Below are 22,566 nucleotides of genomic sequence, written 5' to 3' on the forward strand. Positions count from 1 at the left end.
GGTGTCGCTCATCGCTCTGATCAACACGTTCAACCGGGTCAACGTCGCGATCCAGCAGCCCGCCGGGAGCTACGTCGTCGGCCAGTTCGCCTGACTGGTCCGGCTGGTCCGCACGAGTGACGGCCCGGCGGGCGCGCGCCCGCCGGGCCGAACCTCGGGAATGCTCCACCCGACGAGTGTCCACTGTGGACACTTGCCGGAGTTCGGTGCTCCGCGCCGCCTCCCCCTCGACCTCTCGCTCAACAGGGCGTCGGCTCACGCCGCCCGCTCCGGGCGACCGGGCCAGTCCTCGGCGGGAGCGAAGACCAGCGATGAGCCGGCCGAGCGCGAGCCGCGCGCCGGCCGGCAGAGCGACGAACCGGGGCAGGCCCTCTTCCACAGTGCCGCGCTCCGCGAGCGGCCGGCGCCACCGCGCGAGCGGGGGTCGGGAACCTGCCGCCGTACCGTCGCGCTCAGCTCGACCTCGGGCATCGGCCCGGTGAGCGCCGCGCGTGCCGCGTCGACGCGGACTGGTGTCCCACTGCCCGGTGTGCTGGCCGTCGGTGTCGAGCGGCTACAGCGCACTGGTCAACGCGGTACCGGCCTCAGATCGGGGGCGGGTGCGGCGAGTCCTGGTGCGTCCACGCCACCAGGACCGGGCCGACCTCGCTGAGCCCCGCGCGTCACGTCAACGGGCAGCCGGGGGGTGCGATCGCGAGCGCCGCCGAAAACCGGTGACCTGGACATTCAGTCGTCAGCACGTCCAAGTCCGCGACGTCCTCGGCGTCCTGTGGGAGGTCGGTCACGCGTGCTGGCCCAGCACCGGCGCGCGGCCGGGGTACGTGTTCGCTCAGTGCCGGCCAGCGGAGTCGGCCAGCACCCGGACCGCCTCGTCGATCGCGGCGCAGCGCGCGCGACGCACCGCGTCCGACAGCGGGCGCAACGCGTCGGTCCGGCCCCGCATGGCCGAGGCCGACACCGCGGAGCCGTCGCCGGCCCGGGCCGCGGTCAGGATCGCCTCGACCTCCGCGGCCCGCTCCAACACCCGGATCGCCCGACCCGGCGTGCCCTTCGGCCACGCCACCCTCGGCCGGGCCCGCAACGCGGCCTCGATCTCGGCCCGCACGTTCGGCCGGTGCCGCGCCACGTCCAGCGAGACCAGGGTGGCCGTGGCCGCGCGCACGGCGTCGGTCATCCCGTGCTCGGCCTCCCCGATGGACAGGAACTCCGGCGCCGGGGCCAACGGCGGCAGCGGGTGCACGGTCCACCGCAGGACGCTCTCCGCGACCGTCTCCGGCACGACGCCCAGGCCCGCGCCGGGCAGCACCACGGCCTCGCCCGCGCGCAGCGCGGCCGTGCCGAGCGCGCCGTCGCCGCCCAGGCCGCGCACGTCGCCCGGCACCGGCAGCACCAGGCGGCCGGTGGCGGCGCCCACCCGGCGGAGGGCGGCGAGCAGCAGCGCGGGCGCGGCGGGCCGGTCCCCGGCGACCGGCAGGTCCAGCCGCAGCGCCGTGGCGTCGTCGGCCGCCACCACCTCGTGGGCCTCGGCCCAGGTCAGCAGGGCGTCGAGTACGTCGTCGGACGCCGCGGCTCCGTGCAGCCACGCCGACGTCCACACCACCAGGGTCGCACTGGGACAGGGCACGTCGACCGAGGTTACGGGGAACCGCCGACGATGTCCGCCGGGCCGCTGTCCCCAATTACCGGACACCGTCGCCGCCCAGCGCGTCAGCCAGGCCGGAGGCCAGATCGACGGCGGCGGTGAAACCAAGCTCACACCGCGCGCGGGCCGGCGAGCACGTCCACGCGGGGCACGCTGCCTCCCGCGCCGTGTCCACCGTGATCACCGCGGGACGGCCCCGGGCCCGCTGGACCCACTCCGCGCCGAGGGCCGCGGCGCGGGCGACGGGACCGGGCACCGGGACGACCCGCGGAGCGGCGAGGCCCAGCGCCCGCCCCACCGCGGCGCCGACGTCGGCCAACCGGTGCTCCACCCCGTCGGAGACGAAGTACACCCCCTCGGCGCGGTCGTCCCCGCGCAGCCGCGCGCCGCGTTCGGCCGCCGCCAGCAGCGCCACGCACAGGTCGTCGACGTGGATCAACGAGTGCAGGCGCGGGCCGCGCGGGCCGACCCTGGGCAGCAGCCCCCGCCGCACGAACGCGGCCAGCGTGGGCAGGAACTGCCGGTCCCCCGGCCCGTACACGATCGGCGGACGGACGATGCTGGCCCACACCCGGTCGGCCACCGAGCGCACCGCCTGCTCGCCAGCCAGCTTGCTCCGACCGTAGGCCGACACCGGCTCCGGCGGTCGCGACTCGTCCCGGGGCCGTCCCGGCGTCGACGGCCCGGCGGCCGCCAACGACGAGCAGTGCACGAGCCGGGGCGGAGCGGGCAGCTCGGCGAGCGCGGCGGCCAGTCGCCGCGTCGCGGTCCCGTTGCCCCGGAAGAACCCGACCGCGTCCACCGATCTGGTCACGCCGGCGAGGTGGACCACGCACTCCGCGCCCCGCGTGGCCTCCGCGAGCCCGGCGCCGGTGACCAGGTCGCCCTCGACCAGGCGCACGCCCCGCCCGCCGGGGTGCCCGGGGGCGCTGTGGTCGGTGAGCTCGGTGAGCTCGGCGAGGTCGTCCCGTCGCGAGGTGGGCCGGACCAGCGCCGTCACGTCGTGCCCCCGGCCGACCAGGTGTCGGACGAGCCGCCGGCCGACGAACCCGGTCGCGCCGGTGACGAGGAACCGGGTCACGGCTCCTCCAGCGGGCGCCGGTAGATCCGGTAGGTCTTGGACCGCGTCGAGCCCAGGTACTCCGCCACCCGGTTCGCGGCCCGGTTGTCCTCCAACGTCCAGGAGACCTCGGCGTCGGTGTAGCCCAGCCGCTGGGCGCCCCGCACCATGCCGACCGTGAGCGCCACGTCCACCCCGCGCCCCCGGTACTCCTCCCTCACCCCGAGCGCCAGGACGCGCATGCGGGTGATGCGCCGGGTGGCGCGCCACAGCCGGGGCCACCGCGTGGGCGACCCGTACCGCCCGTGCCGGTCCCCGGTCGCGAGCAACGCCTGGTTGACGTCGGGCAGGCTGAGCCCGAACCCGACCGGCACCCCGGCCACCTCCGCGACGAGCGCCAGCTCCGGCCGCAGGACGCGGCGCAACTCGGCCGACAGCCGCCGGAACTCCCGATCGGTCATGGGGACGAAGCCCCAGTTCCCGGCCCACGTCGTGTTGTACAGCTCCCGGATCAGCGCCACCTCGGCGGCGAAGTCGCCGAGGTCCACCGGCCGGACGCGGACGCCCGCCCGGCGCAGGACCGCGTCCGCGACCCGCTCCGTGCGCGCCGGCAGGCCCCCCGCCACGTCCAGCTCCCACGCCCACAGGTCCTTGGCCTTGGTGAAGCCGTTGGCGGTCAACAGGTCCCGGTAGTGCGGCGGGTGGTGCGGCATGAGGATCGCGGGCGGTGAGTCGAAGCCCTCGACCAGGAGGCCGCACTCCCGGTTGGTGCTGAAGTCCGTGGGCCCGAGGACCGTCGCCAGGCCGTGCCCCCGCAACCAGTCGGCGGCGGCGTCGAACAGCCGCCCGGCCACGTCGACGTCGTCGACGCAGTCGAACAGGCCGAAGAACCCGTCCCTGGCGCGGTGGAACTCGTTGTGCCGGGGGTTGTGCACCGCCGCGATCCGGCCGACCACCCGCCCGCCCCGCCGCGCGAGGTACAGCTCGACGTCGCCGTGCTCGAAGAAGGGGTTCCGGCGGCGGTCCAGGAACTCCCTGCGCTCCCGCGTCCACGGGGGGACCCAGTGGACGTCGTGCCGGTGGAGCGCGTACGGGAACCGGAGGAACGCGGCGCGGTCGCGCCGGTCGCGCACCGGCTCGACGACCACGTCCCCGTCCTGCCCCCTGATCGCGGGGGCGCGTTTCGAGTCAACACGCATGCTCTGCTCCGACAGTCCTCGTCAGGGAAGCGGTCCTGGTCAGAAGGGGTGCCTGGGCACGATGGCGACCACCGGCGCGGGCGGTCACGCCGGAACGGGGAGCGCGGGACGCGCGATCCGCACCGGGTCGTAGCCCGTCGGCGGGGCCGGCGGGATGATCCCGAGCCGACGGCCGACCGTGGCGAAGGCGTCCAGCACGCGGTCGAGCTGGGCGTCGGTGTGGGTGGCGGTGAAGCTGGCGCGGATCAGGGCCGCGCCGCCCGGGGCCGCCGGCGCGGTGAACGCGTTCGTGAACACCCCCGCGGCCAGCAGCTCCGCCCAGAACCGGAAGCACAACGTCTCGTCGCCCACGCGCACCGGCACGACCGGGGTGGCCGAGCGGCCGGTGTCGAAGCCGAGGGCGCGCAGCCCGTTGTGCGCCTCCTCGGCCAGGTCGAGCACCCGCCAGCGGCGCTCGGGCTCCCGCTCGACCACGTCCAGCGCGGCCAGCGCGGCGCCGACCGCGGCCGGGGTCATCGCCGCGGAGAAGAGCACCGACCGGCCCACGTGCCGCAGGTAGTTGATGATGTCCGCTGGGCCGGCCAGCAGCCCGCCCAGCGACGCGAAGGACTTGGAGAACGTGCCGGTGACCAGGTCGACCTCGGCCTCCAGCCCGTAGTGCTCCGGGGCGCCCCTGCCGTGCGCGCCCAGCAGCCCGAGGTCGTGGGCGCAGTCGAGGACCACCCGCGCGCCGTGCTCGGCGGCGAGCTTGGCGACGCCGGGCAGGTCGCACAGGTCGCCCTCGACCGAGAACACGCTGTCGGTGATGATCAGCTTGCCTGCCGCCGGGTCGGCGGCCGTGAGCAGGCGCTCCAGGTGGGCCATGTCGCCGTGCCGGTACCGGCGGTGGGCGGCGCTGCCGAGCAGGACCGCGTCCACCAGCGAGGCGTGGTTGTGCCGGTCGGCGAACACCACGTCGTGCGGCCCGAGCAACGCGGCCAGCGCGAGGTTCGTCTGGAAGCCCGTGGAGACCACGAGGGCCGCCTCCCGCCGGAGGAAGACGGCGAGCCGGTGCTCCAGCTCCTCGTGCAGCGAGCGGGTTCCGTTGAGCAGTCGGGAGCCGGAGCAGGTGGCGCCGAACCGCTCCACGGCCCGGATGGCGCCCGCCTTGACCCTCGGGTCGGTGGACAGTCCCAGGTAGTCGTTGGACCCCGCCATGATCACGCGGCGTCCCTCGACCACCACCTCGGTGCCCTCGCCCACCTCGGTGATCGGATGGTTGAAGGGGTAGATGCCCGCCTCCTTCAGCGGGCGGTCCCTGTCCCACGAGCGGCACTTGTCGAAGACGTCTTTCATGTGGTGCTTTCGTCCATTGTCGGGATGGGGGGCCGGGGCCGCGGGAACGGCGGCGCCCGGCGGTCCTCGGTCGGTGGTCGGCGGTCGCTTCTGGTGGTCAGCGTCCACGCCGGTGGCGCGGGTCCGAACGCGCGCAGGCCCGTGCGGCGCGGGTGCGCGGAGCCGGGTCGGCGCCGTTCGGGGGGTCCGATTCTGCGGACGCCCCCGCCACCACGCAAACCAGTGGCTCCGTTTCGCCCGATGGGGCGAAATCGTTTTTCCTGGAATCCTCCGGGGACTGGGGTGCGAACGGGTTTCGGAAACGGATTCGGGTCGCGACCCGGTGGCAGGCGGCCGCCACGAGCAGGCCGGCGACCGCGTCGCTGAGGTAGTGGTAGCGGCTGTGCACCACGGCGACGGTCAGCCCGACGGCGATGCCGGCCAACCACCGGAACGCCGCCCGGGGCACCCACCTCCTGAGCAGGAGCACCGCGGTCCAGGCGCCGGCGACGTGGGAGGACGGGAAGCACGCCCCCACCGGGTCGCCGTGGGCCATCAGGAAGTCCTGCACGGGGACGAAGAAGTGGCCGGCCAGGTGCGGCGTCGTGAACTCGCCCCTGAGCGCGTGGGCCGGACCGAGGACCGGGACGACGAGAAAGCCGAGATAACACACGTACAGGGCGAGCAGCAGACCGAAGACATAGCGTTCGAGGTGGTCCGGCCGACCCCTGAGCAGGAACACGAGCGGGGGTACCAGGAAACACGCGTAATAGGAGAAGTAGCAGGCCATCAGCAACTCGGTCAGCGGTGGCGACGCGAGTTGGTCGAGCACGAGGTTGGGCTGGAAACCGAGCAGCGCGCGTTCCCAGGCGTTGACCCTGGCGTCCAGGAACTCGCCGTGCAGGACCAGGACGTACCGCTCGACCGCCCCGTACAGGAACGGCAGCGCCAGCAGCGGGCAGACCAGCCGCAGGGAGGCGAGTCGGCGGTCGTGCGGCCGGCGGCGCGCGAGCGCGGCCAGCCCGACGAGCACTGCGGCGTAGCCGGTGAGCCCGACCAGGAGCGGGAGCCAGCCGTCGACCCGGTCGCGGAACAGGACCGCCACGCCGGCGACCACCGCGAGGTAGGTCAGCGTGAGGAGGTCGACGGGACCGACGGGGCGCGTGCTCAGGGTTGTTCCGGTGATCGGGGGCCCACCTTCGGTCGCGGCGCGGTCGACTGGTCCTTCCATCGGCCCTGGGCCGGGTGACGTGCATCCCCCGTTCGTGCCTTCTACCGCCCGTCCGGTCATGCCGTGCCGGGGGGCAGGCGGACGTCGCGTAGCGATCTCCCGCGTGGATCAACGGTTAGGGTGCGGGCATGGGCATGCGATCGGTGAACTACGGCCGTGATGTGCTCGCCGGGACCCGGCGCGCCCGCGTCCCCGAGGTGCCGGCCGAGCCGGGCCTGGTGGTGGAGGACCCGGCCAGTGGGTTCTGCGGCGCCGTGCTGCGGGTCGACCGGGAGGGCGTGGTGCTGGAGGACCGGCACGGCCGGCGGCGGACGTTCCCGATGCGGCCCGCGGCGTTCCTGCTCGACGGGAAGCCCGCGACCCTGGTGCGGCCCGCGCCGGCCGCCCCGCCCGCGCCCGCGCCCGCGGCGCGCTCGGCGTCCGGCTCGGTCCGGGTCGACGGCCTGCGCGCCCGCACCGCCAGGGCGAGCCGCATCTGGGTGGAGGGCGTGCACGACGCCGCGCTCGTCGAGCGGGTGTGGGGCCACGACCTGCGCGTGGAGGGCGTCGTGGTCGAGCCGCTGGACGGCGTCGACGCGCTGGCCGCGCGGATCGCCGAGTTCGCGCCCGGCCCCGGCCGGCGGCTCGGCGTGCTCGTCGACCACCTCGTGCCCGGCAGCAAGGAGTCCCGGCTCGTCGACCGGATCGACCACCCGCACGTGCTGGTCACCGGCCACCCCTACGTCGACGTCTGGCAGGCGGTGAAGCCGGCCGCGGTGCGCGTTGCCGCCTGGCCCGAGGTGCCCAGGGGCGTGCCGTGGAAGGAGGGGGTGTGCGCGGCGCTGGGCTGGGGGGACCCGGCCGAGGGCTGGCGGCGCGTCTCGGCGGCGGTGTCGAGCTTCCGCGACCTGGAGACCCCTCTGGTGGGCGCGGTCGAGCGGCTCATCGACTTCGTGACCGAGCCCGGCTGATCCCCGCCGACCCCACAGGCGCCACAGACGCCGCTGCCCCGCCGTTCCGGACGCCGACCCGCGACCTCCGTCGGCACACCGGGTCGTCACATCGGGTGGGGTTGCCGACCGGGGCCGCGGGTGCTCCGACCGGCCGGCGACGCCCTCGCGGCGCAGGTTGGGCCGCATGGCCGCCGCTCGGCCCGGGAGATCACGCGTCGGTCACGGACGTGATCGACCGGGGTGGGAGCGCCCGGCCGGCCGCGCGCTTCTGCCACGATGGCCCCATGGCCGCTCTGCTGTGGCTGATCGCCGGGGTGCTGCTGGTCGCGGTGGAGGTCCTGTCCGGGGACCTCGTGCTGCTGATGCTCGGCGTCGGTTCGCTGGCGGCCGCCGGCTCCTCGGCGCTGGGCGCGCCGCTGCTGGTCGACGTGGCGGTCTTCGCGGTGGCCTCGCTGGGCCTGGTCACCGTGGCCCGACCGGCGTTGCGGCGGCGACTGCAGCCGCCGGAGCTGACGAGGACCAACGTGGAGGCGTTGGTCGGCGGTACCGCCACCGTGGTGTCTACAGTGGACACCCAGGGCGGTCGCGTGAAGATCGGCGGAGACGTCTGGTCGGCTCGTGCCTACGACCCCACCGAGGTGCTGGAGCCGGGACGGGCGGTCACCGTCATGGAGATCTCCGGGGCCACCGCAGTGGTCTGGGGTGGACCCTGAAGGAGGCTGGTGTGGTCACGCTCGTCGTCGTCGCAGTCCTGGTGCTGCTGATCCTCACCATCGTGGTCAAGTCGGTGCTGGTGATCCCCCAGGCGCAGGCGGCCGTGGTGGAGCGGCTCGGCCGGTTCCGCACGGTCGCGCCGCCGGGGCTCAACGTCCTGGTCCCGTTCCTCGACCGGGTGCGCGCCCGGATCGACCTGCGGGAGCAGGTCGTCTCCTTCCCGCCGCAGCCGGTGATCACCCAGGACAACCTGACGGTGTCCATCGACACCGTCGTGTACTTCCAGGTCACCGACCCGCGCTCGGCGGTCTACGAGATCTCCAACTACATCGTCGGCGTCGAGCAGCTGACCACCACGACCCTGCGCAACCTGGTCGGCGGGATGAGCCTGGAGGACACGCTGACCTCCAGAGACCAGATCAACAACCAGCTCAGGGGAGTCCTGGACGAGGCGACCGGGCGCTGGGGCATCCGGGTCGCCAGGGTGGAGCTGAAGGCGATCGACCCACCGCCCTCCATCCAGGACTCGATGGAGAAGCAGATGCGGGCCGACCGGGAGAAGCGCGCGATGATCCTCACCGCCGAGGGCCAGCGCGAGTCGGCGATCAAGAGCGCCGAGGGGCAGAAGCAGGCGCAGATCCTGTCCGCCGAGGGCGCCAAGCAGGCGGCGATCCTGGCCGCCGAGGGCGAGCGGCAGTCCCGCATCCTGCGCGCCCAGGGCGAGCGCGCCGCCCGGTACCTGCAGGCGCAGGGCCAGGCCAAGGCGATCGAGAAGGTGTTCGCCGCGGTCAAGGCCGGCAAGCCGACCCCGGAGCTGCTCGCCTACACCTACCTGCAGACCCTGCCGCAGATGGCGCAGGGCGACGCGAACAAGGTGTGGGTGATCCCCAGCGACTTCAACAAGGCGTTGGAGGGCTTCGCCTCCATGCTCGGCAGCAAGGGCGCCGACGGCGTCTTCCGCTACGAGCCGCCGAAGGAGGAGCCGCCGGCGTCGCGGCCGGAGCAGGACGACGAGGACATCGCCGACTGGTTCGACACCTCGGCGGACCCGAGCGTGGCCAGGGCGGTGCAGGAGGCCGAGGCGGTCGCCCGCCAGGAGGTCCCCGGCCCGCTCACCCCGCTGGGCTCGTCCGGCTCGTCCCTGCCCCGCCCGTCGATCCCGCCGGCCGCACCGGCTCAGCCGGCCCAGCCGGCCGCCGTCGAGGCGCCGGACGCGCCGAAGGGCATCGGCCAGGGTCAGCCCGTTCCGCCCCAGGGCCAGCCCGTTCCGCCGGCGTCCTACACCGAACTGTCCGACCAGCCACCACAGCAGTGAGGCCACGGTGATCGGGGACGACACCACGGACCCCGGGCCCGCCGACGGCGGGCGCAGCAGCCTGTTGGGCTGCGTGATCAGCGGCTTCGTCGCCGCCATCGCCATCGCGTTGCTGTGCGGCGCGGTGATCCTGACGTTGCTCTGGCTGGTCCCGCTGACCGGGACCTGGCTGACGCACGACTGGATCGTCTGAGCCGCGTCGCGACGGCGTCACCGCCGGGGTGCCCGCACGCCCGCCGCGCGGGTGCCCGGGCGGGGCGCTTCCGGCTTATCGCCCGGCGCGGGGAACCGCCGTTCCCGGCCAGCGCCGCGGCGGAGTCGGCCGGCCTGCGGCCCCGGACGTCCCAGCCGCGTCCGGCGTTCGCCCGCGTCGGCGCTCACCGACCGCGACGGCGGGGAACACGGTTGGCGCAGCGGGTTGGTCCGATCGTTCCGAGCTTGCCCGCCACCCTGACGAAACGGGGTCGTCGTGCGGTTTGATGCCCCTCGTGGGTGGCGGCGTGGGCAGTGGCACCGAGGATGTTGCGCTGGTCCGCGGAACGCTGGCTCGGGAGCTTGCGATCGCGGGCGGGAACGTGGACGCCGCACGGGTGGCGCGGCTGAGAACGGCGGTCGGCTCGCTGTGGCGGTGCGTCGATGACGGCCGCGCCGACGAGGTGCTGCCCCTCGCGCAGCGGCTCGTGACGGCCCTCGCGGCGGTCGCCGACCGGCACCCCGACTCGGGGGTCGGCGAGCTCGCCGAGGAGGCGCTGGCCGTGCACGCGGCGGCGGCGGGCGCCGGCGGCGCCGACCCGGTGCGGCTCGCGGAGTGGCTGCTCGCCCTCCAAGTCGAGCACCCCGAGGGGCCGGAGGTCACCCTGGCCGAGTACGCCGGCGCGCTCGGGGCCGAGGGGCTGGCGGCGTACCGCCGCCGGGCCGAGCGGCTGTGCGCCCAGCTCCCGACCGTGCCGTTCGGCCAGCCGCCCCGGCTGGACCGCCGGCGGTGGGCGGTGCTGCGGGTGATGGAGGAGCTGGCCGAGCACACCGGCGACGTCGACCTCCAGGTGGCCGTGCTCGCCAAGGACCTGTCGACGGGGTGGCAGTACCTGCGGATCGCCACCGTGCTCCAGGAGGCCGGCCGGTCCGAGGAGGTGCTGCGCTGGGTCGAGCGGGGCCTGGCCGCGACCAGGGGCCGCGGCGCGGCCGCCCGGTTGGTGGACCTCGCCGTCGACGAGTGCCTGCGGCAGGGCTGGGCGGAGCGGGCGGTCGGCCTGCTGCGCTCGGCGTTCCGCCAGCGCCCCGGACTGGACACCTACCTGCGGTTGCGCGCCGTGGCCGAGCCGTTGGGCCGGTGGCCGGCGGAGCGCGCGGCGCTCGGGGCCGTCCTCGCCCCCGACGACGCCCCGGCCCAGCCCACCCGCGAGGACCTCGACCGCAGCTCGACGCTGGTGCGCATCCTGCTGTGGGAGGGCGACCACGAGGCGGCGTGGCGCGTGGCCCAGGACCGCGGTTGCGACGAGGACACCTGGTCGGCGTTGGCGCACGGCCGCGCCGACACCCATCCCGAGCAGGCGCTGACCGTCTACCGGCGGCTCGTGGAACGCCAGCTCGCCCAGCCCTGCGCCGCCACCGCGCAGGTGCCCGAGCTGCTCGACCAGCTCCGCGTGGTGGCCGACCGCAGCGGCCGGCCCGACGACTTCACGCACTACCTCGACGAGGTCAAGACGCGGCACGTCGCCGACCGGGAGCTGCTCGACGCGCTCACCCAGCGCGGGTTCTGACCGGCTCTCCCGGAGACGGGGACGGCGCGGGGCCGTGCCCCGTCCGGGGAGGCGTCCGGCCGCGCGTCGCGGTGACGGTCATCCGTTGGCGGCGTAGCGCGGGGGCCGGCGGTCGGCCCAGGGGCGCGCGGCCTCGATCTGCGCGGCCAGCGACAGCAGCGTGCACTCGTCGTGCGGTCGGCCCACGCACTGCACCGCCAGCGGCAACCCCGACCGGGTGAAGCCGGCCGGGACTGAGGCGGCGGGATTGCCGGCGATGTTCCACAGCGGCAGGAAGGCCACGTAGCGGCTCGCCTTGACCAGCGCCGGGACCGTGGCGTGCCGTTCCAGCTCCCCGACCGGCATCGCCGGGCGGGGCAGCGTCGGCGTGAGCAGCACGTCGGCCCGGTCGAACACGCGGTTGGCGCGCTCGGCGGCGCGGGCGCCCAGCGCCAGCAGCCGACGGTGGGCGGGGCCGAGCGCGCGCCCCAGCGCGCTGGCGATCCTCGTGCGGCGCTCCAACCGGCCCGGGTGCTCCACGTCGGCCGCGCTCTCGGCCACCGCGCGGAGGTAGCGCGGGGCGAACACCGCCATGCCGGTCGGGTCGAGCAGGTCGGGGTCGAGTCGGACCACCTCGTGGCCCAGCTCGCGGAGCAGTCGCGCGGTGTCGGCCAGGGCGGAGCGCACCTCCGGGTGCACCCGGGTCGCGGCGGCCATGCCCCGGGTGGAGACGGCGATCCGCAACCGGCCGGGCGGCTGGGCGGCGGCCCGGACGAACGAGGTCGGCGGCGCCGGCAGGGCGGTGTCCGGCTCCGCCGCCAGCGGGCCGTGCAGCTGGTCGGCCAGCAGCGCCCAGTCCAGGACGCGCCGGGTGATCGGGCCGGCCGCGGTCAGCCCGGTCCAGTGGCCGCCGTGCGGGTGCAGGGGAATGCGGCCGTTGTGCGGTTTCAGGCCGAACACCCCGGTCGCGGCGGACGGGATGCGGATCGAGCCCGCGCCGTCGGAGCCGATGGCCGCGCTCGCCAGCCCGGCGGCCACCGCGGCGGCCGAACCGCCGCTGGAGCCGCCGGCGCTGTGCTCCAGCGACCACGGGTTGCGGGTCGCGCCGGCGAAGGCGCTCTGGGTCACCGGCCACATGCCCAGCTCGGGCATGCGGGTCCTGCCCAGGACCACCGCGCCGGCCGCGCGCAGCCGGCGGGCCAGCTCGGCGTCGTGCCGGCGCGGGGTGGTCACCGCCTGCGTGCCGAACGCGGTCACCTCGCCGGCCAGGTCGACGTCGTCCTTCACCGCGAGGGGCACGCCGAGCAGCGGGGCGTCCGCGCCCCGCGCCCGGAGCCGGTCGGCCTCGGCGGCGGCCGCCAACGCCGAGTCCGCCAGCACGACGCGGTAGGCGTTCAGCTCGCGGTCGAAGCGCTCGATCCGCTCCAGGTAGGCCCGGACCAGCTCGGTGGCGGTGAGCTCCCCGGCGCGCATGAGCTCCAGTTGCCGGGTGGGACCGGCGAAGCAGAGGTCGGTGCGGTCCATGCGCGGACAGTACTGACCGGTAGGGCGACCCGGCCAGGGTGATCGTCCGGGTTCCTCGGCCGCGCGCGCCCGCCCCGTCGAGCGGGTCGCGGCGCCGGTCTCGAACAGGTGATCCTGGCGGTCACACCTGCGGCCGGTCGCCGTCGCGAGGGACGATGAGACACCCGGGCGACAGCCGGGGCGACGGGCCGGCCGAGCCGGTCCGCCAGGCTGGGCGAAGGAACGTGGAAGATGGCAACCGGCACCGTGAAGTGGTTCAACCCCGACAAGGGTTTCGGCTTCATTTCCCAGGACGACCAGGGCCCGGACGTGTTCGTGCACTTCTCGGCCATCGAAGGCACCGGGTACAAGTCCCTCGACGAGGGAGCCCGGGTCGAGTACGAGGTCACGCAGGGCCCGAAGGGGCCGCAGGCGGAGAAGGTCAGGCCGATCTAGCGCGTCGGGGTCGGGCGGCCGGACCACCACCGCTTCCGGACAGCGCCGGACGGCGCGCCTGGTTCCGGAGCCGACGCGGTGTCGGGGCGTGGCGTGTGCCGAGTCCACCGGACACGGCGTGGCCGCCACCGCCGCGGAGCGTGGTCCGGCCGGCCCGACGATCAGTTGACAGGGATTGCGCGTCGGCCCGCGGTCGAGTCCCCACCACGCTGAACCCCTGTCCGTCATTCCCAGGTCTCCGAGCGACCGGCGTCCCGGCGCGTGTCGGGACGGCCAGGCGCGGGGGCTTCCGGATGGCCTGGCTTCCGCCCGGGCCGTCCTGCCCCGGCACCACCGCGCGGCGGTGACCCGTCCCCTCGGCGTGTCGGGTGACGTGGGTTCCCCCTGCTGGGCGGACGGGGCAGGGTGGGGGCATGCGCGTGATCGTGGTGGGCGCCGGGGTCGTCGGCGCCAGCGCGGCCTACCACCTGGCGATCGAGGGCGCGGACGTGCTGGTCGTGGACCGCGCCGACGCCGGGCAGGCCAGCGCCGTCGGCGCCGGGGTGGTCTTCCCCTGGCCGGTCGGGGAGCCGCACGCGGCGACCAGGGCGCTGTGGCTCGCGGCCGCCGAGCACTACCCGTTGCTGCTCGCCGCGCTGGGCGAGGTCGGCGGCGTCGCCGAGACCGGGTACGCCCAGGTCGGCGGGCTGCGGATCAGCGAGGACGTGGGCGCGCTGCGCCGGGCTCGGGACGAGCTGACGCGCCTGCGCGACCGGGAGCGGTGGGCGCTGGGCGAGGTCGACCTGCTCGAACCCGGCGAGCCGGCGCGCGTGTTCCCCGGCCTGAGTTCGGAGCTCGCCGGGGTGCGCGTGTCGGCGGCGGGACGGGTGGACGGCCGCATCCTGCGCGACGCGTTGCTGTCGGCCGCCGAGCGGCACGGCGCGCGTCGGCGGAGCGGCTCGGCGCGGCTGACGACGGCCGGCGGGCGGGTCACCGGGGTGGAGATCGCCGGGCAGGTGCTCGGCGCGCACGCCGTCGTCGTGGCGGCCGGCGCGTGGTCGGCGGAGCTGTGCCGACCGCTGGGGGTGGACCTGCCGGTGTACCCCATGCGGGGTCAGCTCGCGCACCTCCACCTGCCGGGCGCGGTCACCGACCAGGTGCCCGTGACGATGACCTTCGGCGACCACTGCCTGGTGGGCTTCCCCGGTTCCCGGATCGTCGTCGGCGCGACGAGGGAGCCGAACGCGGGCTTCGACCACCGGATGACCGCCGGTGGCTTGCGGCACGTGCTCGACGGCGCGCTGGCGGTGGCCCCGGCGCTGGCCGAGGCGACCGTCGGCGAACTGCGGGTGGGCTTCCGACCGGCGAGCCGGGACGACCGGCCGGTGCTGGGGACCGTGCCCGCGCACCCCGGGCTGGTCGTCGCCACCGGTCTCGGGGCGAACGGCCTGACCCTCGGCCCGTTCGTCGGCGCGGTCGCCGCGGAGCTCGCGCTGGACCGCCGCCCGTCGCCGGACCTGGCGGACTTCCGACCGGACCGGGCCGCGGCCCCGTCCGGGCCCGCGCGGTGACAGCGGCACCGCGCGGGCCGGAACGACGCCGCCGGCGACGGGTCAGGTCCGCAACCGCTGCACCCGCTCGTGGGTGTGCGACTCGATGTCCTTCGCCGCCGCGTGCAGGAGCTGGTGCGCGAGGTCGGAGCACGCCCTGGCCACGGCCAGCTCGTCGCCGATGCTCGGGACGTTCTCGTCGGCCGGGTTGCACCGGGCCGTGCCCTGACCGACCAGCTCCTCGGAGTCCTTCCCGCTCAGCCGGGCCTCGGCCCTGGTCATCCGGTCGACCTCGCTGATGGTGATCTGGACGTTCCACATCTTGTTCGCCATGATCGGCCTCCTCGTTCGCCCACCGTCGGTGCCCGCGTCCACCGGGGTTCCCCGCGCCGGGTCAGCGAACCGGGCTGATGAGCCCGTAGCGCCCGTCGTAGCGGCGGTAGACCACGTGCCCCCGCCCGGTCCGGGTGTCGGCGAAGAACACGAACCGGTCGCCGGTCGTCTCCAGCCGCCGCACCGCCTCGCCGACCGTCAGGCGCGGCGCGGCCGCGCCGGCCAGCGGGAACGGCGTCGGGCTCACCCCGGCCGGCCGCATCCGCACCAGGCGGGGCTGGCCGGTGGCGTCGCGGAACACCACGCTGTCCTGGTCGGTGGTGGCGTCGCGGAAGAGGAAGAAGTCGTAGTCCATGAGCTCCATGTCGAACGCGGCCTCCTCCGGTGTCACCCGCTCCGGCGCGTACGTCTTGTGCCGCACGACCCGGGGCTCCTCGGCGGGGAGGGCACCCCTGGGCGTCGGCACCCCGCGCGGCTCGGCGCCGTGCCGGTTGCGGCTGGTCCTGGCCAACCGGCGCAGGCGCTCCCGGAGCCGGTCCTGCACCAGGTCGACGGCCTCGGTGAAGGTGGGGGCCGCCGCCTGGGCGCGCACCTCGGTCCCGGTCACCTCCAGGTTCACCTGCACCAGCGCGGGGGTCGGCACCGAGGGGTCGTGGGACCTCGTCAGCCTGACCCGCGCGAAGGGCACCGGACCGGGACAGCAGCGGGACAGGGCGAGCACCTTGTCCCTGGCGTAGTCCTGCGCTCTGGCCGACACCCCACCCCCCGCCTGCACCCGAACGTTGGGCATCACCGATGTGGGCGAGCCTCTCATCGCGACCTCCCGCGGTCGGCGCCCGCCGGCGTCCGGGGCCGGCGGAGCGCGGGAACTGCCGCTGGTGGCGGGCGGAGGCATCAGGTGGAGACGGCCGACGTCGGGCCGAACCGGCCCCGCCCGTCCGCGCGGTCGCACGCCGCACTGCCCAGTTTGCGCTGTTCGGGGTGGGTATGCCAGAGCCGACGCCCGGTTTGGTGGCCCGTGTTGTCGCCGGTGCGGGGAACAGCGGCGGAGGTGGGCGACCCCGACGTCATCGGCCGGCGCCCGCCCGGGGGTTCTTCCGCGCCGAACCGTTCGCGTCGTGGCGCGGGTCGTGCGACGGGCGAGGGGTCAGCGCCCCGCGTCGTCGCCCGCCGTCCCGCCTTCCGGCTCCTCGCCCTCGGTGAGCAGCCGCCGCAGCACCCGCCCCATCCCGGCCCGCACCTCCTCCGGGGCGGGCAGCGGCGTCTCGGCGGGAACCAGGTCCTCGGGCTCCTCGTCGCTCTCGCCGTTCGGGCTGACGGTCTCCGCGTCGGCGGCCGCCCGCAGCTCGGCGATGTCGGCCAGCACGTCCTCGGGGGTCATCGCCGGCAGCAGCGGCTCCACGTCGGCGAGCACGTCCTCCGAGTCCACCGCGACCGCCTCGGCCAACCCGATCGCGTGCGCCCGCTCGTACGGGCCGCAGACGAACGGGTCCCAGCTGTCGTCCCAGGAGCGGAACGTGACGATCCAGGGCAGGTCCTGGAGTGGGGAGCCGGGCTCCGGCTCGTAGATGATCACGCCACCCACGACGGTTCCTCCTCGCACGCGCCCCCCTGTGCCGTTGACGGTAGTGCGCATCGCGGCGGCCCACCCGCCGACGACCCCGATCCGGCCGGGCTGACCTGCGCCGACGACGGTGTGCCGGGGTCGGGAGGCGGGCCCCTGCGGGCGTCCCCTAGCCTGCTGGCTTCGTGGCCGAATCGTGACCAAGCCGGAAGGGGACCCACGCGGTGAGTTCCGAGGACCACGCCCCTCCGGCGCGCGTCGCGGCGCGCGCCCCCGCCGCCGGTCCGCCCCGCGCGTTCCCGGGCCTCCGCGCCCCATGGCGCCTGTCCCGGCTCCCGCTGCCGGTGCGGGCGCTGGCCCTGGTGCTGGCCGTCTTCGCCGGCGGGCTGATGCTCTTCCGCCCGTCCGGCCCCGCCGAGGGGCCGCCGGCCCCGGCGGTCGAGGGCGCCGCGCGGGTGGTCGCGGCGATGACCAACCCCTCGCCCGACCACGACCCGCTCGCGGACCTGCCGGCCGACTTCGCCCAGCACCTGGGGTACCGGCCCGTCACGGTCCGCTTCCCGGACGGCAACCTGCGCGCGATCCACCCGCGCGGGGACTGCTCGTCGCCCGGCGGCGCCACGCGCTTCGACTTCGACGCCGGCTGCAAGGCGCACGACCTCGGCTACGACGTGCTCCGGTACGCGGAGAAGAAGGGCCACCCGCTCGGCCCGGACGCCCGCCGCCGCGTGGACGGCCAACTCGGCGCGGACATGCACGCGCGGTGCTCCACGCAGCGCGGCGTGGAGGTTCCGCTCTGCCACGCGCTCGCCGAGGTCTACTCCGCCGGGGTCGGCTTCAACTCCTGGCGGCAGCGCTACGGCCCGCCCAGCTTCGAGCCGATGGGCGCGTGGAGCGTGGGGTTCGCGGTCATCGCCTGCCTGCTGTTCGCCCGGCGCCCCGGCCGGATCTCCCACTGGTGGCGCGACCGCCGACGCCCGGCGGTCCGCGTTCCCGCCCGCGTCCGGACGCCCGGGGCCGCCGCGCGGGCCGGGGCCGCCGCGCGCGCCGGGACCGCCGTGCGCGCCGTGGACGGGCTCCCGGTGGCCGGCATCCTGCTCGCCCTGCTCGGCCTGCCGCTGGTGGCGGTCGTGGGCTGGTGGGACAGCGGGGTCGCCCGCCAACCCGGGCTGTGGCTGGCCGCCTGGGTGCTCCAGGTGCTGCCGATCTTCTTCTTCGCCGGCGGCCGGTCCCACCTCGCCGCCTGGCGCGACGTCCAGCGGGCCGGCGGCGGCCCGGTGGAGTTCCTCGCCGACCGGCTCGCCGGCATGCTGCGGCCGGTGGTCGGCTTCGTGCTGGCCTGGCTGCTGCTGCCGGTCGTCCTGGGCCTGCTCGGCGGGGAGGACGCGCACCTGGACGCGCTCGGGTGGATGGTGGCCCGGCCGCTCTGGTACCTCGGCGTGTACCTGGTCGTCACCGCCGCCACGCCGGTGATGGCCATGGCCCACCGCCGGTTCGGCTGGGCCGTGCCCGTCGCGCTGCTCGGCGTGACGCTGCTGGTGGACCTCGTCCGCGCCGGCACCGACGAGGCGCTGCTGGGCTACCCGAACGTCGTGGTCGTCGGGCTGCTCGTGCACCAGCTCGGGTTCCTCCAGGCCGACGGCGCGCTGTCCCGGCTGCCCCGGCCGGCGCTGGCCGCGGCCGCCCTCGGCGGGGTGGCGGCCCTGGTCGGGCTCGCGCTCACCGGGGCCTACCCCCGTGACCTGGGCGGGGTGCCGGGCACGACCGTCTCCGGCCTGAACCCGTGGGCGGTCAGCGCGGTGGCGCTGGCCGCGTGGCAGCTCCCGTTCGTGCTCCTGCTGCGCGGGCCGGCCGCGCGGTGGCTGTCCCGCCGGCGCTGGCTGCGCGTGGTCGCCCGGCTCGGCACCACCCCGGTCAGCCTGTACCTCTGGCACCTGGCGGTGGTGCTGGTCGGCGTGGAATCGCTGGGGATGCTCGGCCTGCAGGTCCCGTGGTCGGGGTCGGGGTGGATGGGTGTGCTGCTCGGCCTGCTGGCCGTGCTCGTGGTGGTGCTCCGCCGGCTGGAGCGCGACACCATGCCCACGCCGACCGCGCGCCGCATCGAGTCCCCGCACGACCGGGTCGCCGCCCTGCTCGGGCTCGGCTTCGCCGCGCTGGGCATCGTCGGGTTCGTCGCGACCGGCTTCGCCGCCGGCCCCGCCGGGCGGACGGTGCTGTTCCTCCAGGTCGACTCCATGCAGAACCTGCTGCACCTGCTGCTGGGCGTCTACCTGGTGCGGACCACGCGGGCCGGGCTGAGCGGCCGGTGGCTGCCGTGGCTGCTGGCCGCCGTGGCCAGCGTGCCGCCGATGCTGCTGCCCGGAGTGAGCACCGCCGGACTGGTGCTGCACGGCACGACGCTGGGCGTCGCGCTGGTCATGCTCCTCGCGCCGCGCCGGCGGGTCGCCCCGAGCTTGCCCTGATCGGGTGAGAGTCGGCCGGCTCCCGGAAAACCACCTCTGTCCGGTATCTGGCGCCCGGCGCCCCGCTCTTCTGGTCGTGGACGGGGTCGCCCCGTCCACCAGGGGGGTGCACGAGGGAGGTGGGCTCGGCGGCGGAGCCGCCCCGCCACGATCGCCGGCCACGAGAGCAGGGGGTCGCGTGTGCCAGCGGGTTGCGGGCTCACCTCCCCGACCGGGACGGGGCCGTCCGGGGGCAACGACGGACCACGTCCACGAGGGAGGGGTCGGGCATCGCCCCGGGGGAGTGAGGCACCGGTCGACGCGACGGGGGTGGCGTCGGCCGGTGCCTCCGTGTTCTCCCGGGCTCTCGTGGGTTCTCCGCGTCGGGCGCCGTGTTCGCGCTTCCCGACCAGCCACCGACGGGGTGACGACCCGAAGAGGTGACCTCCCCGCGGCCACCCGAGTGATCCTGAGCTGAACCGCCCGCTTCCGGACAGCCCGGTCGTGACGCTCGGCCCCGTGTCCGCTGTCGAAGAGGCCGCCGCAGGGGTGAGGGCCGCCGCCGAGCGGCTGCCCGCCCAGGAGATCACCGTCGCGTCGGATGCCTTGCGGGACTGCCATGAGGCGGTTGTGACCGCCACGGAGGGAAGTGGGGCCGAGGAGCCCGCGCAGGCCGCCGCCTGGCTCGCGTCGGCGGCGGAACGGCTGACGGAGGTCGCCCAGCTCGTCGCGGAACTCCGCACGAGGCTCCACCGCTTCGCGGATCACCTGGCGAACCCGTCGCCCCCGGCCCGCACCTCAACACCGGTCCCGCCAACCAGGCAGACACGTTCGCCGGTCGACCGACAATGGGGCCAACGAGCCCGTGCGCGATTACCTGTCCGACCGAACGGCCGAGGCCCAACCCTGGGAACCTACGTCGACCAGGACGGCATCGAGCACAGCGTTCGCTCCGGCGCGGAGGAGGATGGGCTGGACCAGGAGTTGGCGTACTTCATGTGGAGCGAGGGACTGGTACGCCCCGACATGACCAGACCAGACGGATCACGCCATGTGGAACTGAAGGTCGCCTACCGCATGCGTGTCAGCAACACTCCGCACGCCGAGCTGGCGATCAACAACGAGATCGACAAGGAGCTCTACGGCTGTCATCGGCTGTTGCCACGCGTGCTCGCGCCGGGGCAGGTGCTTGTCGTTCACGACGACCTCGGAACTCATGTCTACAGAGGAAAGGGTGGGCGACAGAGGTGACCTACACGGTGAGGTTCGGTCTTCAGGCCAAGGCCGATCGAGGCCCCATCATCGCTCGCACCAGGGAGGAGATCGACGCCGCGCTGGACCGGATCATCGCCGTCGCACCGGCGTTCAACCACAACCCCTCGGCGATCGTGGTCGAGCGCCCGCTGTTCGGTCCCCTTCAGCTTCCCGACCACGGGATCAAAATCGACATCGATCCCACCTGCGGTGTCGCCGCGATCGCCTATGTCGGCCCGGACTTCGACGGTTCCTGGGTGACGAAGTCCGACCAGTCACGGAGCGAGGCGATTCTGCAGCGGGACATCGCTTCCGAGACCCCCTTCCCTGCCGACGCTGCCATCACCCTCGCTTTGCTTCGGGCTGCTGTGCACGAGTTTCACCAGACTGGCGGCCGGCGCCCCACGTGTGTGGGGTGGCAGTCGGCCGACGGGTGGTGATCAGAGCACTGGGGTGAAGGGCCTGCCGGCTCTGGGGTGAGCCTGGTGGGTGGTCAGGCGGGGCGGGGTTGGGCGGGGATGAGGAGGCTGCCGGAGGTCTGCGCCGCGAGCAGGTCGACGACGTCGGTGAGGCGGCCGCGGCGGGCGAGGGCCCGGCGTTGGCGTTGCGCGCCGGAGCCGGTCGCGTGCAGCGACCGGAGGACCTCGGTGGCGAACGTGAGGTCGCCGCCGGCCAGCAGCGCGGGCCGGAGGCGGTCCAGCAGGCGGGTGGTGAGTTCCTCCACCGGAACGACGTGACCGGTCGTCGGGTCGAGGCAGGACCCCTCCAGGCCGTCGTGCGCGGCGCGCCACAGGGCCGCGCGCAGGTCGGAGGCCCGGGGCGCGGGCGCCGGCCGCCCGGCGCGGATGTCGACGACCGCCGTCGCCACCAGCCCGCGGACCAACGCGGCGAGCAGGGCGGCCTCGTCGGCGGTGGGGGAGACGTCGCAGACCCGGATCTCGATCGTCGGCTGGTGGTCGGAGAGCCGGATGTCCCAGTAGATCATGCCCCGGTCCATGGCGGCCCCGGTCTCCAGCAGCGCCCGCACGGCCGACTCGTACTCGGCCGTGGAGGCGAAGTGGGGTGGCGGGCCGGCCGACGGCCAGCGCGCCCAGATCATCGACCGCCAACTGGCGTGCCGGGTGTCGCGTTCGTGCCAGAACGGTGAGTTGGCGCTCAGCGCGAGCAGGAGCGGCAGCCACGGTCGCAGGTGGTTGCTGACCTGCACGGCGGTCTCGGCGTCGGGCATGCCCACGTGCACGTGGCAGCCGCAGATGCTGTGGGTGTCGATGAGCCCGCCGAACTCGGTGGCCATGCGCTGGTAGCGCTCGACGGCGGTGAGCGGTGGGGGGACGGCCTCGCCGAGCACGGCGGTGCCGGTGGCGACCAGTCGCAGGCCCTGCTCCTCCGCGGTCCTGGCCAGGCTGACCCGGAGGCGCTGGAGGTGGTCCCGCAGCTCGACGGCGCTCAGGCACACCGGGCTGGTCGTCTCCACCTGGTAGAGGGTGATCTCCTTCTGGAGCACCGGTGAGATGTCCGCGCCGGCCGCGAGGACCGCGGTGGCGGCCGGCGCGACCCGTCGTGTGTCGGCGTCCACGAGGAGGAACTCCTCCTCGACGCCGACGGTCAGCCGTTCGGCCAGCTCGCCGGGGTCGGTGACGAGCTGGTCGACCGGGGGCGGCGACGGGTGGTACGGGGCAGCGGGTCGCTGCTCGCCGGTGCCGCCGTGGTCGGGTTGGTTCATCGCGAGCGCCTCCCTGACAGCAGTCCGGTCCGGGGGAGCGGAACGGCCAGTGCGCGCGGTGGTGGGGTGGAAACTATCGGTAGTCACGCGGCCGTCGCATGGTGCATTGGGAGGAAACAGGAAAGCCACTTCTCGGGGGAGCGGCGACGCCCCGTTCCCGCCACTGATCCGATCGGTGTATTCCAGCTTCCCCTGTTCAGGAGAACCCTATGGTCCGCCAGCGGGCGGGGAGAAGGGAACGGGGTGGCGGCAGGAAGTGCGGCCACAGTGGAACCGAGGGCTTCAGTGAGTAGTGAAAACAGTCACGCTGAGTCAGGGGTGGCGGAGGGTTGGCCTCGTCGGCTGCGTCGAGCAACGGGTCGGGGCCAGGCGTCTGGACATTCTTCGCGGATGCCCGTTAGGGTTTCGTCAATCGGTGTGTCGGGAAGCCTGGTCGGCGAGTGGGTGGAGCGTTCGACGAGGGTTTCCCGACGGCGGTCAAATGTTTGTTCGCAGTTCATGTTCGTTTGTCGTTGATCGTGCGATGCGTGGTTCCACGCGGGATCTCGTGGCTGGTTGGCTGGTCTGTAGTCCCTGGTCACGCTGATGTTGGGGTGGGGCGACGGCATTTCGCGGTC

The 22,566-nt window shown here is 74.9% G+C and carries 20 protein-coding genes; 10 read left to right on the plus strand and 10 right to left on the minus strand.

The annotated features are described in order from the left end of the window. Positions 1 to 829: 829 nt before the first annotated feature. From BUE43_RS31185 to BUE43_RS31205, 5 genes are all read right to left on the minus strand, one after another. Positions 830 to 1,624, minus strand: coding sequence for a hypothetical protein (locus tag BUE43_RS31185; RefSeq protein WP_073489947.1), 795 nt, complete (start codon positions 1,622 to 1,624; stop codon positions 830 to 832). A gap of 55 nt (positions 1,625 to 1,679) precedes the next feature. Further along, a complete protein-coding gene (locus tag BUE43_RS31190) occupies positions 1,680 to 2,723 on the minus strand; it encodes an NAD-dependent epimerase/dehydratase family protein (protein WP_073489948.1) in 1,044 nt (347 codons plus the stop codon). After that, entirely contained in the window at positions 2,720 to 3,901 is a 1,182-nt protein-coding gene (locus BUE43_RS31195) for a GNAT family N-acetyltransferase (protein ID WP_073489949.1), read from the minus strand. Before BUE43_RS31195 ends, BUE43_RS31190 begins: the two co-directional genes overlap by 4 nt. Before the next feature lie 84 nt (positions 3,902 to 3,985). Further along, the gene (locus BUE43_RS31200) at positions 3,986 to 5,236 is read right to left on the minus strand and encodes an aminotransferase class I/II-fold pyridoxal phosphate-dependent enzyme (RefSeq protein WP_073489950.1); all 1,251 of its coding nucleotides are present in this window, start codon (positions 5,234 to 5,236) and stop codon (positions 3,986 to 3,988) included. A gap of 97 nt (positions 5,237 to 5,333) precedes the next feature. After that, the gene (locus BUE43_RS31205) at positions 5,334 to 6,446 is read right to left on the minus strand and encodes a phosphatase PAP2 family protein (RefSeq protein ID WP_073489951.1); all 1,113 of its coding nucleotides are present in this window, start codon (positions 6,444 to 6,446) and stop codon (positions 5,334 to 5,336) included. Between the two features lie 134 nt (positions 6,447 to 6,580). Here BUE43_RS31205 and BUE43_RS31210 point away from each other — a divergent pair, with 134 nt between their 5' ends. From BUE43_RS31210 to BUE43_RS31230, 5 genes are all read left to right on the plus strand, one after another. Next, the gene (locus BUE43_RS31210) at positions 6,581 to 7,396 is read left to right on the plus strand and encodes a DUF3097 domain-containing protein (RefSeq protein WP_200797740.1); all 816 of its coding nucleotides are present in this window, start codon (positions 6,581 to 6,583) and stop codon (positions 7,394 to 7,396) included. A gap of 266 nt (positions 7,397 to 7,662) precedes the next feature. Continuing rightward, a complete protein-coding gene (locus BUE43_RS31215) occupies positions 7,663 to 8,091 on the plus strand; it encodes an NfeD family protein (RefSeq protein ID WP_073489952.1) in 429 nt (142 codons plus the stop codon). A gap of 11 nt (positions 8,092 to 8,102) precedes the next feature. Beyond that, a complete protein-coding gene (locus BUE43_RS31220; RefSeq protein WP_073489953.1) occupies positions 8,103 to 9,407 on the plus strand; it encodes an SPFH domain-containing protein in 1,305 nt (434 codons plus the stop codon). A gap of 7 nt (positions 9,408 to 9,414) precedes the next feature. After that, on the plus strand, positions 9,415 to 9,600 hold the full coding sequence (locus BUE43_RS31225; RefSeq protein WP_073489954.1) for a hypothetical protein: 186 nt from the start codon (positions 9,415 to 9,417) through the stop codon (positions 9,598 to 9,600). Positions 9,601 to 9,997: 397 nt separating this feature from the next. Beyond that, positions 9,998 to 11,167, plus strand: a complete 1,170-nt coding sequence (locus tag BUE43_RS31230; protein WP_143174512.1) for a hypothetical protein — start codon at positions 9,998 to 10,000, stop codon at positions 11,165 to 11,167. A gap of 78 nt (positions 11,168 to 11,245) precedes the next feature. Here the strand turns inward: BUE43_RS31230 and BUE43_RS31235 are convergent, their stop codons facing one another. Continuing rightward, positions 11,246 to 12,670 (minus strand): amidase, encoded by a 1,425-nt coding sequence (locus BUE43_RS31235; protein ID WP_073489956.1) that lies wholly within the window; start codon positions 12,668 to 12,670, stop codon positions 11,246 to 11,248. 231 nt (positions 12,671 to 12,901) lie between these two features. Between BUE43_RS31235 and BUE43_RS31240 the strand changes: the two genes are divergently transcribed. Next, the gene (locus BUE43_RS31240; RefSeq protein WP_073489957.1) at positions 12,902 to 13,105 is read left to right on the plus strand and encodes a cold-shock protein; all 204 of its coding nucleotides are present in this window, start codon (positions 12,902 to 12,904) and stop codon (positions 13,103 to 13,105) included. A 413-nt stretch (positions 13,106 to 13,518) separates the two neighbouring features. Next, positions 13,519 to 14,655, plus strand: a complete 1,137-nt coding sequence (locus BUE43_RS31245) for an NAD(P)/FAD-dependent oxidoreductase (RefSeq protein ID WP_073489958.1) — start codon at positions 13,519 to 13,521, stop codon at positions 14,653 to 14,655. Positions 14,656 to 14,697: 42 nt separating this feature from the next. On the opposite strand, the gene BUE43_RS31250 is transcribed toward BUE43_RS31245, so the two are convergent. From BUE43_RS31250 to BUE43_RS33910, 3 genes are all read right to left on the minus strand, one after another. Continuing rightward, positions 14,698 to 14,967: a DUF1876 domain-containing protein gene (locus BUE43_RS31250; RefSeq protein WP_073489959.1), complete on the minus strand. Its 270-nt coding sequence runs from the start codon at positions 14,965 to 14,967 to the stop codon at positions 14,698 to 14,700. Positions 14,968 to 15,028: 61 nt separating this feature from the next. Then, positions 15,029 to 15,724, minus strand: coding sequence for a sigma 54 modulation/S30EA ribosomal C-terminal domain-containing protein (locus tag BUE43_RS31255; protein ID WP_200797736.1), 696 nt, complete (start codon positions 15,722 to 15,724; stop codon positions 15,029 to 15,031). Positions 15,725 to 16,114: 390 nt separating this feature from the next. Next, positions 16,115 to 16,552, minus strand: a complete 438-nt coding sequence (locus tag BUE43_RS33910; RefSeq protein ID WP_073489961.1) for a hypothetical protein — start codon at positions 16,550 to 16,552, stop codon at positions 16,115 to 16,117. Between the two features lie 203 nt (positions 16,553 to 16,755). Here BUE43_RS33910 and BUE43_RS31265 point away from each other — a divergent pair, with 203 nt between their 5' ends. The 3 genes from BUE43_RS31265 to BUE43_RS34510 all read left to right on the plus strand — a co-directional run bounded on the left by BUE43_RS31265 (position 16,756) and on the right by BUE43_RS34510 (position 20,666). Beyond that, positions 16,756 to 18,993: a phospholipase A2 gene (locus tag BUE43_RS31265; protein WP_083960352.1), complete on the plus strand. Its 2,238-nt coding sequence runs from the start codon at positions 16,756 to 16,758 to the stop codon at positions 18,991 to 18,993. Positions 18,994 to 19,491: 498 nt separating this feature from the next. After that, on the plus strand, positions 19,492 to 20,223 hold the full coding sequence (locus tag BUE43_RS31270; RefSeq protein ID WP_159447823.1) for a DddA-like double-stranded DNA deaminase toxin: 732 nt from the start codon (positions 19,492 to 19,494) through the stop codon (positions 20,221 to 20,223). Continuing rightward, complete coding sequence (locus tag BUE43_RS34510) at positions 20,220 to 20,666, plus strand: Imm1 family immunity protein (RefSeq protein ID WP_073489963.1); 447 nt, start codon at positions 20,220 to 20,222, stop codon at positions 20,664 to 20,666. The genes BUE43_RS31270 and BUE43_RS34510 overlap by 4 nt, the downstream gene beginning before the upstream one ends. A 53-nt stretch (positions 20,667 to 20,719) precedes the next feature. On the opposite strand, the gene BUE43_RS31280 is transcribed toward BUE43_RS34510, so the two are convergent. Further along, positions 20,720 to 21,949, minus strand: a complete 1,230-nt coding sequence (locus tag BUE43_RS31280) for a carboxylate-amine ligase (protein WP_083960354.1) — start codon at positions 21,947 to 21,949, stop codon at positions 20,720 to 20,722. Positions 21,950 to 22,566 lie beyond the last annotated feature (617 nt).

This window comes from Streptoalloteichus hindustanus (assembly GCF_900129375.1).
Classification (GTDB): Bacteria; Actinomycetota; Actinomycetes; order Mycobacteriales; family Pseudonocardiaceae; genus Streptoalloteichus; species Streptoalloteichus hindustanus.

Bases quoted from the DNA above. Each gene is read 5' to 3' on its own strand.
- BUE43_RS31195 (WP_073489949.1), bottom strand. From the start codon at position 3,901: ATGCGTGTTGACTCGAAACGCGCCCCCGCGATCAGGGGGCAGGACGGG.
- BUE43_RS31205 (WP_073489951.1), bottom strand. From the start codon at position 6,446: ATGGAAGGACCAGTCGACCGCGCCGCGACCGAAGGTGGGCCCCCGATC.
- BUE43_RS31250 (WP_073489959.1), bottom strand. From the start codon at position 14,967: ATGGCGAACAAGATGTGGAACGTCCAGATCACCATCAGCGAGGTCGAC.
- BUE43_RS31245 (WP_073489958.1), top strand. From the start codon at position 13,519: ATGCGCGTGATCGTGGTGGGCGCCGGGGTCGTCGGCGCCAGCGCGGCC.
- BUE43_RS31215 (WP_073489952.1), top strand. From the start codon at position 7,663: ATGGCCGCTCTGCTGTGGCTGATCGCCGGGGTGCTGCTGGTCGCGGTG.
- BUE43_RS31235 (WP_073489956.1), bottom strand. From the start codon at position 12,670: ATGGACCGCACCGACCTCTGCTTCGCCGGTCCCACCCGGCAACTGGAG.
- BUE43_RS31280 (WP_083960354.1), bottom strand. From the start codon at position 21,949: ATGAACCAACCCGACCACGGCGGCACCGGCGAGCAGCGACCCGCTGCC.
- BUE43_RS31210 (WP_200797740.1), top strand. From the start codon at position 6,581: ATGCGATCGGTGAACTACGGCCGTGATGTGCTCGCCGGGACCCGGCGC.
- BUE43_RS31240 (WP_073489957.1), top strand. From the start codon at position 12,902: ATGGCAACCGGCACCGTGAAGTGGTTCAACCCCGACAAGGGTTTCGGC.
- BUE43_RS31200 (WP_073489950.1), bottom strand. From the start codon at position 5,236: ATGAAAGACGTCTTCGACAAGTGCCGCTCGTGGGACAGGGACCGCCCG.